At 53.5% G+C, this 13,977-nt stretch carries 14 protein-coding genes and 1 tRNA gene; 7 read left to right on the top strand and 8 right to left on the bottom strand.

Annotated elements, in window-relative coordinates:
- Window positions 1–24: 24 nt before the first annotated feature.
- The 3 genes from WA318_RS03820 to WA318_RS03830 form a co-directional block, all read right to left on the bottom strand.
- Window positions 25–903, bottom strand: a complete 879-nt coding sequence (locus WA318_RS03820; RefSeq protein WP_336080045.1) for a peptidylprolyl isomerase — start codon at window positions 901–903, stop codon at window positions 25–27.
- Between the two features lie 261 nt (window positions 904–1,164).
- Complete coding sequence (locus WA318_RS03825) at window positions 1,165–2,283, bottom strand: hypothetical protein (RefSeq protein ID WP_336080046.1); 1,119 nt, start codon at window positions 2,281–2,283, stop codon at window positions 1,165–1,167.
- Window positions 2,284–2,339: 56 nt separating this feature from the next.
- Window positions 2,340–3,446, bottom strand: a complete 1,107-nt coding sequence (locus WA318_RS03830) for a hypothetical protein (RefSeq protein WP_336080047.1) — start codon at window positions 3,444–3,446, stop codon at window positions 2,340–2,342.
- A gap of 334 nt (window positions 3,447–3,780) precedes the next feature.
- Between WA318_RS03830 and secA the strand changes: the two genes are divergently transcribed.
- Window positions 3,781–6,489 carry a preprotein translocase subunit SecA gene (gene secA, locus WA318_RS03835; RefSeq protein WP_336080048.1) on the top strand — a complete coding sequence of 903 codons (2,709 nt, stop codon included), beginning with the start codon at window positions 3,781–3,783 and terminating at the stop codon, window positions 6,487–6,489.
- Window positions 6,490–6,552: 63 nt separating this feature from the next.
- Here the strand turns inward: secA and WA318_RS03840 are convergent, their stop codons facing one another.
- On the bottom strand, window positions 6,553–7,464 hold the full coding sequence (locus WA318_RS03840; RefSeq protein WP_336080049.1) for an alpha/beta hydrolase: 912 nt from the start codon (window positions 7,462–7,464) through the stop codon (window positions 6,553–6,555).
- Window positions 7,465–7,643: 179 nt separating this feature from the next.
- Between WA318_RS03840 and mutT the strand changes: the two genes are divergently transcribed.
- From mutT to WA318_RS03855, 3 genes are all read left to right on the top strand, one after another.
- On the top strand, window positions 7,644–8,075 hold the full coding sequence (mutT, locus tag WA318_RS03845) for an 8-oxo-dGTP diphosphatase MutT (RefSeq protein WP_114096734.1): 432 nt from the start codon (window positions 7,644–7,646) through the stop codon (window positions 8,073–8,075).
- Between the two features lie 65 nt (window positions 8,076–8,140).
- Window positions 8,141–8,914, top strand: coding sequence for a competence/damage-inducible protein A (locus tag WA318_RS03850; protein ID WP_114096735.1), 774 nt, complete (start codon window positions 8,141–8,143; stop codon window positions 8,912–8,914).
- An 80-nt stretch (window positions 8,915–8,994) separates the two neighbouring features.
- Window positions 8,995–9,345, top strand: a complete 351-nt coding sequence (locus WA318_RS03855) for a hypothetical protein (protein ID WP_336080050.1) — start codon at window positions 8,995–8,997, stop codon at window positions 9,343–9,345.
- Window positions 9,346–9,408: 63 nt separating this feature from the next.
- On the opposite strand, the gene WA318_RS03860 is transcribed toward WA318_RS03855, so the two are convergent.
- The 3 genes from WA318_RS03860 to WA318_RS03870 all read right to left on the bottom strand — a co-directional run bounded on the left by WA318_RS03860 (window position 9,409) and on the right by WA318_RS03870 (window position 11,926).
- Window positions 9,409–9,660: a hypothetical protein gene (locus WA318_RS03860; RefSeq protein WP_336080051.1), complete on the bottom strand. Its 252-nt coding sequence runs from the start codon at window positions 9,658–9,660 to the stop codon at window positions 9,409–9,411.
- Between the two features lie 60 nt (window positions 9,661–9,720).
- Entirely contained in the window at window positions 9,721–10,407 is a 687-nt protein-coding gene (bluB, locus tag WA318_RS03865) for a 5,6-dimethylbenzimidazole synthase (protein ID WP_114096738.1), read from the bottom strand.
- 118 nt (window positions 10,408–10,525) lie between these two features.
- Window positions 10,526–11,926: an autotransporter domain-containing protein gene (locus WA318_RS03870; protein ID WP_336080052.1), complete on the bottom strand. Its 1,401-nt coding sequence runs from the start codon at window positions 11,924–11,926 to the stop codon at window positions 10,526–10,528.
- Window positions 11,927–12,147: 221 nt separating this feature from the next.
- Between WA318_RS03870 and WA318_RS03875 the strand changes: the two genes are divergently transcribed.
- Window positions 12,148–12,235 (top strand) — tRNA-Leu (locus WA318_RS03875).
- A 275-nt stretch (window positions 12,236–12,510) separates the two neighbouring features.
- Here WA318_RS03875 and WA318_RS03880 read toward each other — a convergent pair.
- Window positions 12,511–13,248, bottom strand: a complete 738-nt coding sequence (locus tag WA318_RS03880; RefSeq protein WP_336080053.1) for a substrate-binding periplasmic protein — start codon at window positions 13,246–13,248, stop codon at window positions 12,511–12,513.
- 84 nt (window positions 13,249–13,332) lie between these two features.
- Here WA318_RS03880 and WA318_RS03885 point away from each other — a divergent pair, with 84 nt between their 5' ends.
- The gene (locus tag WA318_RS03885; RefSeq protein WP_336080054.1) at window positions 13,333–13,509 is read left to right on the top strand and encodes a hypothetical protein; all 177 of its coding nucleotides are present in this window, start codon (window positions 13,333–13,335) and stop codon (window positions 13,507–13,509) included.
- A gap of 78 nt (window positions 13,510–13,587) precedes the next feature.
- Window positions 13,588–13,974 carry a hypothetical protein gene (locus tag WA318_RS03890; RefSeq protein WP_258548597.1) on the top strand — a complete coding sequence of 129 codons (387 nt, stop codon included), beginning with the start codon at window positions 13,588–13,590 and terminating at the stop codon, window positions 13,972–13,974.
- Window positions 13,975–13,977: the final 3 nt, after the last annotated feature.

The raw sequence follows: 13,977 nt of genomic DNA on the forward strand, positions 1-13,977 counted from the left end.
TCAGTCGATGTCAAGCCGAACTGATCAGTTCTTCTTTTCTTCAGCCGGAGCATTCTTTGCAGCTTCTTCTGCTGCTTTGGCCGCTTCGATTTCGACATTGTTGACGATGTCGGCATCTTCACGAAGGCCGTCAACGATCTTGTTGATGGCATCACGGGTAACTTCGGCGGTCAGCTGCGGACGTACTTCGTCAAGCGTCGGCTGGGTGCCTTCTTTTTTCTCTTCAACCTTGATCACATGCCAGCCGAACTGGGTCTGAACCGGTTCCTTGGAATAGGTGCCTGCTTCCATCGAGAATGCAGCATCGGCAAACGGTTCAACCATGTCAGCGCGGTTGAAGAAACCAAGGTCGCCACCGTTCGGGCCGGACGGGCCTGTCGATTTTTCCTTGGCGAGTTCGGCGAAGTCTGCACCATCGTCAAGTTCAGCGATGATTGCTTTGGCGTCTTCTTCGTTCTCAAGCAGGATGTGGCGCGCATGAACCTGCGGTTCCGGCGTGTTGCTTGCGGTGAATTCGTCATACTTTGCTTTGATGGCGTCTTCGGTGACGGCATCATCAAGTGCGCGATCAAGATAGGTTTCTGCAATCACACGGCGCTCAAGTGCTTCGACGCGTTCCTTGACTTCTGCGTCATCGGCAAGACCGGCATCACTGCCTGCAATCATCAGCAGGCGCTGGTTGATTTCGCGGGTTAACAGGTCAGCTTTGAGCATCTCGAAAGGAAGCTGGCGATACTGTTGCGGCAGGCCCTGTTGGGTCGCGCGGACTTCAGATTCCAGGATTTCTTCGCCATTAACTGTCGCCAGAACCGGATCTTCTTTCGGTGCAGCGTCCTGTGCCATGACAGGGGAAGCAAAAATGACGGATGCCAGCGACGCGGCAAGAAGGGTATTGCGCAGCATAGTTTCTCCAGACTTTGATTTCGCGGGCTTCTCGCCCAGTGCCTCTCTCCACGGGTAAATCACATAAGCGGGTGATACACAAGGCTTCGCCGTGGAAGTCGGGCTTTTTCGCAAAGCATTCTGTCTAAAATGTGAAAGCCTAACATTCAAATGCAGAAATATAGCAAGCCGTCGCGAACAGCCTGCTTTGCGGCATTCTTCCCGGCTCGGATATCGCCGTTGCGGTGCTGTAACCGATTTATGAAGTTTGATCGGAATGGTTCAGATTTTTACGTCAAAGAAGACTTCGCCAACCTGCCCGACTGATCCGTCATCACGTTCAAACTGCGAGCCTGCGACCAGATCGCCGCCAATCAGACGCTGATCAAGCGGCGTGATCATGGAAAGCGATATGGACCTGATCCCCGCATCGGACAGTTTTTGCTGACTTCCATCAGCACGGAGCAGAACAAGCGACGAGAATACGCTGTCCTGCTGATCGATCAGACCATCAAGATTGTCATCATATTTCGCAAGCTCGGCAAATCCGTCCTTGGCACCATTCTGGTCACCAAACAGTTCACGGCCATCATTGATTTTGCCATCACCATTGCGATCAAGGGCAAGAAGCGCATCCGCACCGCGTATCCATGCGGTTTGTTCAGCCGTACCGTCTCCATCAATGTCAAATTTCTGTCCGTCCTGAAGGCTTGTGATGTCGATGCCGTTGCCATCGAGATCAAGGATCAGCGGGTCCTTTTGAAATGCCTGGGCAATTTCAATACGGACCATTTCGATATGAGCTTCGAATTCCGAAATTGAGATACTGGCTTGACCGGCAACCTTGGAAAATTTTGCTTCGAAGGCGCTGATATCTATTTCGATACTGCGAGATGACACAGATAACGCGCCAAAATTGATCTGTGCAGCACCCTTGGTGATATTCAGAGCCAGTTCCTGAACCGAACCGCGTGATCCATTGCCGCTTATAACGGCCATTTCCTCTGGAGCGCCACCAGTCATGGCATTCGCCATTGCGCGGGCCTTGGCGGGTGGAACACCCATCATGGCAAGCACAATAAAGGCTTCGCGGTTCATTCGCGTTTGGGCCTCGTCCATTGCCGGTTTGATGGCATTGACGACATCAAGGGCACTGGTCTGTATCTCGAACACCGGTCGCTGGAACGCGCCAAGGGCTTGTTCAAGGCGACGGTTGGCCTCGATGCTAAGGTCAATCTGATCGACAATGGAGCGCTGGCTGGAAAGGTTGGTGTTATCTGTCGCCCGATTGTCAGCCGACATTGCGTCTGACACGGCACTTTGGGCCGCGGCCTGAGACGTGGCTATTGTCGCTGCATTTTGATGTGCAGTCGGATTTGTAAGGGGTGCGTGGTCAAACATTCAGCGCCTCCTTCCTGAAGGGCTGCGGGATGCCAGATCCTGACATCCCGTTGCAGTTAAATCAGAACATCCTGTTCCTGTGACGGATCAATCACCGGCACGGTTTCACCTGTCGGGAAAGTGAAGGTCGCGTTATTGCCACCCTGACCAAACAGGCCCATCGGCATCATCATGTCGACGGTCAGCTTCAACTGATTGTTGCCAGCGCCCTCATCCGGGGTGGCCTGACTGATGCTGCGAACGATCAGGGTTGCCTGTTCCATAAACTGTTCGGTGATCTGGGCATTGAGTGCTGCCATCCGTTCGGCGGCAATCGACTGACCTGTCGACGGATTGGCTGACGGGGTCGTGCCGTCGTTTTCCTGATCATTCGCGCCAGTGGTTGCGTTCATCAATTCGCGAATGAACTCGGCGACTCCGTTGTCGTTGATATCAAACAGAAGGCCGCCATTCTCGGCATTGGCCGGGTTGCCAAGCATATCGACAAGCGATCCGCCACCCAGTCCATCCATGACCGCACCCAGTGCGCCAAGGGCGGCACCCATGCTGTTGCCAATTGCGACGGCTTCGGTGCGAACCACTTCGATCTTGGCGGCCTGATAATTGAACGAGAATTCGCCGGTTTCATTATCAATGCTGATATCAAGGGACTGAACCGCCATCATGGCCGATTCAGAGACACCTACTGCCGCACCATTTGCACCGGCATAGGAGATGGCGGTTTTGCTATGGCTTGCAATGGCCTGGTCAAAGGAAAACTCGAACTGGTCCTGACCCTTGGCGGCGTCCCGAATGCCATCAAACATGGCATCAGTCGCAGCAATTGCGTCTTCTTCGCTCATGCCGGAAAGGGCAAACATTTCCTGCACGCTGCCGCGGATCATTTCAAGCGACACATCAAGGGCGCGTTCAAACAGCTCTTCGGTTGTCAGTGCTTTACCCGAAAGCGCCTTGCCGCTGGCAGGTGTCAGTTGCTGGCTGTTGTTATGTGCGGCCAGTGCATCGTCGGAAAGGGCGACCGGATCAATGCGCGTACGCGCATCACCATTGGTCGGCGCTGAATCCTGACCGGTTGCCGGGGCGGCTTTGCCATGAGCCTGACGCGCGTCGCCAAGGGCCGATTGGCCCTGTCGAAACGGATTAAGCGCGGAGAAATCTACCATTTCCTCCTCCTGAGGATGTCTTTGGCAGGGTGATCAGGTCACTCCTGATTGCCAAAACTGAGCTACATGCTCTTTGAAGTTTAAAATAACAGGGAAAATAGTACGTTTTTTTTGTGCGTTTCTCAAGCCAGAAGGTGCAGGGAGCGCGGTATTCGCAAGGGGCAGGTTACATCATCGGGCGAATTCATTACCGTGGGACGGTAATTTCCGGCCCAACATTAGTGATATTGGTTCGTTCCGTTGACAGATGGCAGACAGGGTTCTATCTGTGATCGGGCTCGGCTTTCTGCCGCTGCTCATTCGTGTCTTTATTCATTTGTTCAGGAACGTATTAATGCTCGGCGCCATTGCCCGGAAAATTTTCGGTTCAGCTAACGATCGTGAAGTCAAAGCCCTGCGGGCCACGGTCGAGCAAATCAATGCCCTGGAACCCGATGTCGAGAAGCTGTCTGATGATGAACTGCGCGCCCGCACGGACTGGCTGCGCGAACGTCTCAAGAATGGCGAGACTTTGAACGACATCCTGCCCGACACTTTTGCCACCATCCGCGAGGCATCCAAGCGCGTTCGCGGCGAACGTCATTATGACGTACAGCTTCTTGGCGGGATGGTGCTGTGTCTGGGCAAAATTGCCGAAATGAAAACCGGTGAAGGTAAAACGCTTGTTTCAACCTTGCCGGTTTATTTGAATGCGCTTGAAGGCAAGGGCGTTCATGTGGTGACGGTCAACGACTATCTGGCCCGCCGTGATGCGGAATGGATGGGCGAGGTCTATGGCTTCCTTGGGTTGAGTGTTGGCGTGATCATGCATGGCATGACCGATGATCAGCGCCGTGCGGCCTATGCATGCGACATTACCTATGCGACCAATAACGAGCTGGGCTTTGATTATCTGCGCGATAACATGAAGTTCCGCCTTGAAGATATGGTTCAGCGTCCGTTCAATTTTGCGATCGTCGATGAAGTCGACTCGATCCTGATTGACGAAGCACGTACCCCGCTGATCATTTCGGGGCCTGCCGAAGACAGCTCGGAACTGTATCGCGCGATTGATGTTCTGATCCCGAGACTGACCGCAGAAGATTTTGAAAAAGACGAAAAAGCACGTGCCGTGACCCTGACCGAAGACGGGACAGAGCACGCCGAACAGCTTTTGATGGAAATGGGTATTCTGACCGAAGGCACACTTTATGATGTTGCCAACGTTCACCTTGTCCATCACGTCAATCAGGCGCTTCGTGCTCACAAGCTGTTCCAGAAAGATACCGACTATATCGTCAAGGATGACAAGGTTGTCATCATTGATGAATTTACCGGTCGTATGATGGAAGGCCGCCGTTATTCCGATGGCCTGCATCAGGCACTGGAAGCCAAGGAAAAGGTCAAGATCCAGAACGAGAACCAGACGCTGGCGTCGATCACGTTCCAGAACTATTTCCGCCTGTATCCGACCCTTGCCGGCATGACCGGTACGGCAATGACCGAGGCCGAGGAATTCGAGGAAATCTACAACCTGAAAGTTGTTGAAATTCCGACTCATCGCCCGATTGCCCGTAAGGATGCCGATGACGAGATTTACCGGACGGCCAAAGAAAAGTGGATTGCGATCTCCGAACAGCTCGCCGATTGCCACGAACGCGGTCAACCGGCCCTTGTCGGTACTGTGTCGATCGAGAAATCGGAAATTCTGTCCGATCTTCTGAAAAAGAAGAAAATTCCGCACGAAGTTCTCAATGCCAAGCAGCATGAACGCGAAGCCCTGATCGTTGCACAGGCCGGTGCACCCGGTGCGATCACGATTGCCACCAATATGGCTGGTCGTGGTACCGACATCAAACTTGGCGGTAACGTTGAAATGCGCGTCGAGAATGAACTGGCGGATGTCACCGACGAAGCCAAGCGTTCTGCGGCGATTGAAAAGATCAAAGCCGAAGTCAAAGCCGATCAGGAAAAGGTTCTGGCGGCAGGTGGTCTGTTTGTGATCGGGACCGAGCGCCATGAATCCCGTCGAGTGGATAACCAGCTGCGCGGCCGTTCCGGTCGTCAGGGGGATCCGGGTGGTTCGAAATTCTATCTGTCGCTGGAAGATGACCTGATGCGTATCTTCGGGTCCGAGCGTATGGATGGCATGCTTCAGAAACTTGGTCTCAAGGAAGGTGAAGCGATTTACCATCCCTGGATCAACAAGGCGCTTGAGAAAGCCCAGCAGAAAGTCGAAGCACGTAACTTCGATATTCGTAAGAACGTCCTTAAATTTGATGATGTCATGAATGATCAGCGTAAGGTCGTTTATGAACAGCGCCGCGATCTTATGCAGGCCAAACATGTTGCCGAAGACGTTGCAGACATGCGCGCCGAAGTCATCGAGGGACTGGTCGAAAAATTCTGCCCGGCAAAAGTTTACCCGGAACAGTGGGAAGTCGCGAGCCTGCACGAAGAAACCACGCGTCTTCTTGGTGTTAATCTTCCGATTGCCGAATGGGTCAAGGAAGAGGGCATTGATCAGGAAGCGATGCGTGAACGTCTTGAGCGTGCTGCTTCCGAAAAGATGGCGGCCAAGGTTGCCAATTATGGTGCTGATATCATGCGCCAGGTTGAAAAAAGCCTTGTGCTTCAGCTTCTTGATCAGTCGTGGAAAGAACACCTTCTGGCACTTGATCATCTGCGTCAGGGCATTGGTCTTCGTGCCTATGGCCAGCGTGATCCGCTTAATGAGTTCAAGCGTGAAGCCTTCAACATGTTTGAGGGCATGCTGGCAAATCTGCGTGAACGTGTGACCCAAATGTTGTCGCATGTTGAATTGCAGTCGACACCACGTCCCGAAGACCTTGAAGCCCGTCGCCCGCAGCCGGAAATGCATGAAAACCGAGACGAGCTTGAAGGTGACGCACAGGACGGTGAAAATGCGACAGTTCAGTCGCGTCAGGCATCGGGCACTGTAAATCCGAACGATCCGTCAACCTGGGGCCGCGTTGCACGCAATCAGGCGTGCCCGTGTGGTTCTGGCAAGAAATACAAGCATTGCCACGGTCAGCTCGCCTGAACCCGTTAGGCAAATTAGATAGAAAGCGCGCGTTCCCGAGGGTGCGCGCTTTTTATTTCTGACCTACGGCAGCGGTTTTGATGTCGGCAAGTGATCGGAAAGGAACTGTTCGACCGGATCAAGAACCGAGACATTGGTTGTCAGATAAAATCCCAGCGCGATCAGTGTGCCGGCATGGCCGGTTTCGTCGATTTCAACCAGCTTGGCGTCGGGGGCAAGTTCAGCCAGTTTGCGTGAGTTGCGCGGAAATACCGTATGATCGCGATTGCCGGTGATCAGCAATAGCGGCGGCATTTTTGCAAGGTTCATCTCGACGGGCTGACTGACGGTGGCAGGCGTTTGGCCAAAGGCCTTTTGCGTTGCTTCAACGTCATAGGGATAAAAGTCATAAGGTCCAGACAGACCGATGACCCCGGCAATATGGTTTTCATCAAGCCCGACATTTTCAAGATAGGTGGGATCTGCAACCACCTGAACGGCATTATATGCACCGGCAGAATGGCCTGCGAGGATGACGGGGCGATCTTGCAACCGTTCCGGGTGGGAAACGGCATGGTTTTTCATGAAGGCGATGGCGGCGGCTGCATCCTCGACAAAGGCGGGGAAATGCACATCGGGAACCAATCGATAGTCGGGAATGGCAACCGCATATCCCAGATCGGTGAAGCGTTTGGCGATGAAGGCATATTTCGCCTTGTCGCCTGAATCCCACGACCCGCCATAAAACCAGATCACAAGTGGTGCCGGACCTGTCGTCGTCGCAGGCAGGTAAAGATCAAGCACCTGACGGTTCCCGGAACCATAAGCCAGATCAGCAATGTCGGGGGCAAAGTCGCCTGCCTGCCATTTGTTATAGGCACCCAGCTTGTCACAGCCCGCCAGCAACAGAACGGCGACAATGGAATTGGCGGCAAATCCCAGAATCCGGCGCGGAGCAGGTTTGCGCGGTTTGCTGGCAGGGACGGATGGAGACATTCAGATACCTGTTTGATGGGTGGGCAAGCATGTAACTCTTGTACGGTAGCTGAAAGATAACAGTTTGACGTTTTTTGCTTTTTATCAAAGTTCGCGGTGCGACTTTTTCTATACTTGGCGAAGACCAAAGCCCGCGATACAACAGTGCCATGACAATACAACAACCAGATAAAGGCTGCATGTCGGTCGACTTGCGCCAGGGTAAAACACCCGAAAAAACAGTGTTCGTCAGTGCGGTTGCGCTGGTCGATATTGATCATCGTGTGCTGATTGCGCAGCGTCCGGAAGGCAAGTCCATGGCGGGCCTGTGGGAATTTCCCGGTGGCAAGGTCGAGCCGGGTGAAACCCCGGAGATGGCTCTTGTGCGCGAGCTTAAAGAAGAGCTCGGTATTGATATCACCGAAAGCTGCCTTGCGCCCTTTACCTTTGCCTCGTTTACCTATGACGATTTCCATTTGATGATGCCGCTTTATCTGTGCCGCGTCTGGAAAGGCGAAATCACGCCGATGGAAGGTCAGCAGGTGAAGTGGGTGCGCCCGGTGCGTCTGGGGGATTATCCAATGCCGCCTGCGGATGTGCCGCTGGTTGCGATGTTACGCGATTTTCTGTGAACCTTGCGCCATACGGTGACGTAACGTTTGTTGTCGGAAAACAAGATTGAAGTTGTGGGGAAGTGATGTCTGATCCGGTCCGTGCCTGTTTGATTATTATCGGCAATGAAATTCTTTCTGGCCGTACCCATGACAAGAACCTGCCTTATCTGGCAGAGGAGCTGAACAAGATCGGTGTGCGTCTGGCCGAAACCCGTGTCATTCCTGACATCGAGGACACCATCATTGAAACCGTCAATGAATGCCGGGCCAGGTTTGATTATGTCTTTACCACTGGTGGCATTGGCCCGACCCATGATGACATTACGTCTGAATGTGTTGCCAAGGCCTTTGGTGTGGCAAACGAACTGAATGCCGAGGCGCACGCGCTTCTTAAAAGCCATTATGAAAAGCCCGAGGACCTCAACGAGGCGCGTCTTCGCATGGCGCATGTTCCGGTTGGCGCGGAGCTTGTGCAAAACCCGATTTCCAAGGCGCCGGGATTCAGAATGGAAAATGTCTATGTCATGGCTGGTGTACCCATGATCATGCAGGCCATGTTCCAGGGGATCAAACACCAGCTGATCGGTGGCAAGCCGATGGTGTCGCGTTCTGTCGGCGGCTATATCCCCGAAGGTACAATCGCCAAGGTTCTGGCCGAGATTCAGGGAGACTTCCCGCATACCGATATCGGTTCCTATCCTTTCCTGCGTGAAGGAAGGCTCGGGACGACACTGGTGGTACGTGGTGAAAATCCCGACGACGTCAATCAGGCATCCGAGCGCATCCGCCTTGTGATCATTGAAAGTGGTCGCGACGTCATCGAAGATACCGGGCATGTCAACGCATCGGCAGATTGACTGCCGCCCAATTGCGTTTGGTCAAAGTTTCATCGGGGAAGTCTGTCTAGAATTGTTCTGACCTTGATAAGGGAAAGAACATGGCTGGAATTCAAAACGAGCCTGATCACGGGCCCGAAGACGATCTACGCAACAGCAAGGCCGCACGCGAAGCCCGCTCAATTGTGCGCTTTATGATCGAGCATACGGCCTATGGCGGGTTCGGGGCGCTGGTGTTTGGCGGGCTGGTTCTGTTTTTCGATATTGGCGGTATCTATAGTCTTGCAATGTCGTCGCGTGATGCGCCGATCTTTATATTCCTGCTGTTCTTCGGGCTGTTCATCACTTTTGGCGGGATCAGTCTGGGGATTGGAATCATGACCCTTGGCGGGTTTTCCGATGATGATCGATACCGCGACGAGCGTCACAATCATCAAAGGCACGATGACTGATCATGTTAAAAGGCGCCACAGACGGGCGCCTTTTGTCATTCTTGATAGGGCACATAAAGCATTCTACGGGCGATCTGTACCGGTTTTCTTCGCGATGATGCGGGCGACGATCATGCCGATGATCCAGCCAGCAAGCGGCACAACAAAGATATAGTCAAACAGTGGATGACTGGTGTCGCCGCCCGATGCCGCCAGAATGAAGCCAACCCATCCTGCGGTCAGCAAGTAGCCCATGATCTTGAAATAGACGCCGTTTGACAGGCCCTTTTTTGCGGGCTGTTCGGGGGCATTGGGTTGGCCTTTATCGGCAGACATCCTGATATCCTTGTTTTGGGAATTCTGATTTCGGTATTGATGGTTTGAGCTTTGGCAGAGTTAACGTTCAAGGGTCAGGGCATCCGGATCAATGCGATCCTGCCAACCTTCGCGAACAAGCTCCGGAACGATGTGGTCTTCTTCCGGATAGCCGATGCAAAGATAGGCGATCAGACGCCAGTGTTGCGGAACGTCAAGTGTCTTGCCAACCACTTCTGGCTCCAGAATGGAAACCCAGCCAACCCCGATACCCTTGACGCGTGCCGCCAGCCAGAGCAACTGCACCGCGGCCACAGCTGAATAATCAAGCATTTCAGGCATGGTCTTGCGGCCAAGCCCCATACCGGCTTCGGTTTCTTCGTCAGCAAAGACGGCAAGCTGTACCGGGGCCTGATCCATGCCCTGCAGTTTAAGGGAGGCATACATCTTGGCGCGTTCGCCATGATAATCGTTCAAGGCTTCATTATTGGCACGTTCGAAACTGTCGCGAATGGCCTTGCGGCGTTCCGGGTCGTTGACCTTTACAAAGCGCCAGGGCTGACAATTGCCAACCGATGGTGCCAGGCAAGCTTCCTTGATCAGATCATTAATATCGTCTTGCGGGATCGGATCGGTGCGGAACCGTCGCACATCGCGCCGCCACAGCAAAAGATCGATGAACTGTTTCTGGAAATCCCGATCAAAGACCGGCGGGGTAATGGTTTTGTCATCCGCGACGGACTGGTTGGTGCGATCGGGCTTGTTCATGGCGCAAACCTGCTGGAAATGGCGTTATCAGTGTTTCTGTTTGCACCCTACCTGTGACAAGGGGGAACGCCAATAGCAAGATGCGGTTTGGCGCAGAATACCGGTGAAAACAGTAGATCTAGAAAGGAAAGTCGATGGTAAGCAGTCCGGTATAGTCACTGTGGCGGACTTCGTAGGTGAATTTGCGGCGGACCTCAAAGCTGAGCTGTCCGGGCATCGCCCCCCAGCTTTGGGTGATGCCACCCCCTGTATCAAGATACAGATTGGTGCTTTCAACTGTGACATAGGGTTGAAGCGTGACATAGCTGTGCGGCAGATCCCGGGTCAGGGCGAGTTCGGACCGAATGCCTTCCAGTGGCGGGCTATCTGTTGCCATCTCGCGAAAGCCGGTAAGGCTAAGATCAAGGCTCAGGGGATCATATCGATAGTCCGACCCGCCATAATAGCGTGTCGATCCGCTGCGGCCGTAATCCTGATTGAGCAACGAAATGGTTTCTTCCTGCCCGGCAAAGGGGGTGATCCTGTGATTGCCAAGATCAAAGCGATAGCGCGCTTCCAATGCCGCATCAAACAAGCGGGTGGTCGCCGTATTCGCAGCGATCATGCTGCCATCTGTTGCGCGGGCGGCTTCGACATATTCATGGGCGGTGATCATGTCGCCATCAAGCTGCAGACTAAATGGCAGGCCGCCAAAATCATACTTTGATGCAAAGCCGATCGAGTTCGAGATTGTGCTGCTTTCGAGACTTTCGGCATATCGAATATTGACGGGCGGGCTTTCGATAGCCGATTGGCTGATCATGCTTTTGCCAAAACTGAAGCTGCCCCTAAGGTTCAACCAGTCAGTCATGCGGGCCACGAAATAAGGGGAAAGGGCCAGATTGCTCTCGCGATAGCGTAACTGGCGGGAGCCTGACTCACCCAGGGTGTTTCCCCATCCGACACCAAGCCCGACAACCAGACCCTCATCGACGAGATAATCCACCCCGCTATCAATCGAGACAGAATCGCCGCTCAGGCCCGGATCGTATCCCGAACGGGTGATGCGGTTTTCCAGATCGGTGTGATTGCCAACAACCCAGATGCTGATCGGGACGCGCACGGTGCGTGACTGGGTGGGGAATGTTCCTGCTGCGCTGTCGAAATCGATTTTACCTGCAAGTGATTTGAGTGCCGCGCGCCCCCCAAACACTTCGACTGTCGGGTTTTCGTCTGTGTCCAGATAAAGAGAGGACGAAGTTTCGTCCGCCGGATCGACAAAATCGTCAAACAGCAGCGGCGAAATCGTGCTTTCATACAGGTCGTTATCCATCTTGTTATAAAGACGGTTCATGTGACGGCGGCGATTGTCCGCGCGGTTCAGGGTTTCACTGCGCAAGATCACGGAATCGGGGCGCGCACCGGTTTCACCGGCAAAAGCCAGTGTCACAAATCGGGGAAGCTGACCACGGTAGTGATACAAGGCTGCCGTTGCGATGCATACCGTGGCGGCAAGGGCCGTTTTCAGGTGCCAGTGCATAAAACGCAGCGCGGTGATTGCTGAAGATCACTCATGATGCGCTGCAAAAGTGCAAGGAATAAGGAGCAAGGCGGGCAATCCTGCCCTATTCCTTGCATGAACAGAGCGCACCGTAGGTAAATCGGCGGGTGTCAGAGAAAGCGGTAATAGGATGTTGCACCATTTCAAAAGCCGCGCTAGAACCCTGTTTCACCGGTTGCAAACCGGATGCGACACGCTTTGCGGGCGTGGCGAAATTGGTAAACGCAGCGGACTTAAAATCCGCCGGCCCTAAAGGCTTTGCCGGTTCAAGTCCGGCCGCCCGCACCATCTCCCGGAATGAAATAGCACTGCGAAGACTGGCTGTTGGGCATCAAACCGACTTGATTGTGCCATCAAATAACCTGTTTTGGGTTGTAAACCGGATGCTCGCCGTCCTTTGAAGGGCTTAAAGCCCTGCTTGGGCGATATTTGCGCTACGCAAATTCAGGAGATTGAAAATGATCCATCTGATCGCATTTGGCATTATTGCCGTTACTGCACTGGTCGTTGCCTGAGTGCCATGTGCCTAACCATCCTGCTTGCATAGCCGGATGGTCCTGATCCTAATTCGTATCTGTTTTAATCTGTTGCAGGATGGGTCGCGGTTTCGTGATTGCCAGATGGCGACGCAGGCGACGTGTGTCTATTTTTGTGGCCGGTGATATCGCAAAATAAAAGGTCTGGGTCGCAACCGGCCGGGAACTGATTTCAAGCAGTTCCCCGATTTCCGGATAGGTATGCATGAGCGTATCGGCGACGGCCTTTTCCATCAGTCCGCCATCGGCGCGTTTGTTTGCAACCATGCGAAGGATCGACAGATCATCGACGACTTCGATGGCGTCAACATCCTGACGGCGACTTTCAAATACGTCGCCATACCAGTACCCCGCGCCAACCGCGATACGGTGATCCCAAAGCTGACCGGCTTCAAGCGGGTAGTCGCGGTGAGAAAGTAAAACCGTGTCGCTGATCAGGATCGGAAATTCATATTCCAGTTCATAATTCTTGGCCTGACCGGCCTCGGCGCAGAATATGACATCAACCTTGCCGTTCCGGGCGGCGTCAATCGCCCGTTTCCAGGGATATACCTCGATCTTCGGGCTATAACCGAACGAACCCAGCAAATCCTCGACATATTCGACCAGAATCCCGCCGGGGCGTGTGCCTTCCACAACATAAGGAGGCCACGAACTGCAGGATGCAACGATTTCCACACCGCGATCACCAGCGGCAAATCCGGCTGAGGGCGGGATCGACAACATAACAAGCAGGCATCCGCCAATCACAAGCTTTCGCAGCATCTGTTTGTCCAGTTTATATGAGTAATCTTTTATGTGTGAAGGGTGTCCGCCTGTTTACAGGGTTTGCCTGCCCGGAAGTGCGGGATGTTCGATCCGATGTTTGCGAAGTTGTTGATATCACGTCAGTTGATCCGGATATCAAGACGCAGAAATTTGCTGCCAGCTTCGGGCTGCGGCGATCAAAATGGTTTCCGCTGCTTTTATCGCCCGAAAGTGAAGGCCGATGTGACGGTCGCCACAGGGGAAACGGGGTTTACCTGATTTAAATCGGTTAAGGATAGGTTTTGCCTTTGGGCATGGTGCGGTTTCGCAGATCAGGACGGAAGAGAAGCAGTGAATATGATCGAGAATGAAGACGATGCCCCGCGCAAAAAAGAACGGATCGGCAAATATGTTGCCCCCGAAGAGCGTGCTGCCAATATCGTCAAGCAGCTCGACGAATTCCTGCGCAAAGGGCCGCGGAAGGGATTGAAATATTCCCGCTGGCAACAACTTGCCTGGTATGAAATCGTTGATGAAATCAAACGCGCAGAAGCCGCCCAGAAGAGTCAGGACACCTTGACCAAATCAGCATTTCTCAGCCTTGCCATCGGATTTGGCACGGTCGGATTTTGGGGGCTGGTTTTGGTGGCCGGAAACGGTCTTGGCGGAATTGCTGCTGGCGTGATTGTTGTGGCCGGACTGGTGGTCTGGCGGGCAATGGCCAAGGCAAAATGGTTTAAATAGTTA

Origin of the sequence: Thalassospira sp. CH_XMU1448-2, from assembly GCF_037027285.1 — a bacterium.
Classification (GTDB): domain Bacteria; phylum Pseudomonadota; class Alphaproteobacteria; order Rhodospirillales; family Thalassospiraceae; genus Thalassospira; species Thalassospira profundimaris_C.

Coding starts and splice junctions, on each gene's coding strand:
- bluB (WP_114096738.1), bottom strand. CDS start 10,407: ATGAACAAGCCCGATCGCACCAACCAGTCCGTCGCGGATGACAAAACC.
- WA318_RS03820 (WP_336080045.1), bottom strand. CDS start 903: ATGCTGCGCAATACCCTTCTTGCCGCGTCGCTGGCATCCGTCATTTTT.
- mutT (WP_114096734.1), top strand. CDS start 7,644: ATGTCGGTCGACTTGCGCCAGGGTAAAACACCCGAAAAAACAGTGTTC.
- WA318_RS03860 (WP_336080051.1), bottom strand. CDS start 9,660: ATGTCTGCCGATAAAGGCCAACCCAATGCCCCCGAACAGCCCGCAAAA.
- WA318_RS03850 (WP_114096735.1), top strand. CDS start 8,141: ATGTCTGATCCGGTCCGTGCCTGTTTGATTATTATCGGCAATGAAATT.
- WA318_RS03840 (WP_336080049.1), bottom strand. CDS start 7,464: ATGTCTCCATCCGTCCCTGCCAGCAAACCGCGCAAACCTGCTCCGCGC.
- WA318_RS03825 (WP_336080046.1), bottom strand. CDS start 2,283: ATGTTTGACCACGCACCCCTTACAAATCCGACTGCACATCAAAATGCA.
- WA318_RS03890 (WP_258548597.1), top strand. CDS start 13,588: ATGATCGAGAATGAAGACGATGCCCCGCGCAAAAAAGAACGGATCGGC.
- WA318_RS03885 (WP_336080054.1), top strand. CDS start 13,333: ATGTTCGATCCGATGTTTGCGAAGTTGTTGATATCACGTCAGTTGATC.
- WA318_RS03880 (WP_336080053.1), bottom strand. CDS start 13,248: ATGCTGCGAAAGCTTGTGATTGGCGGATGCCTGCTTGTTATGTTGTCG.
- secA (WP_336080048.1), top strand. CDS start 3,781: ATGCTCGGCGCCATTGCCCGGAAAATTTTCGGTTCAGCTAACGATCGT.
- WA318_RS03830 (WP_336080047.1), bottom strand. CDS start 3,446: ATGGTAGATTTCTCCGCGCTTAATCCGTTTCGACAGGGCCAATCGGCC.
- WA318_RS03870 (WP_336080052.1), bottom strand. CDS start 11,926: ATGCACTGGCACCTGAAAACGGCCCTTGCCGCCACGGTATGCATCGCA.
- WA318_RS03855 (WP_336080050.1), top strand. CDS start 8,995: ATGGCTGGAATTCAAAACGAGCCTGATCACGGGCCCGAAGACGATCTA.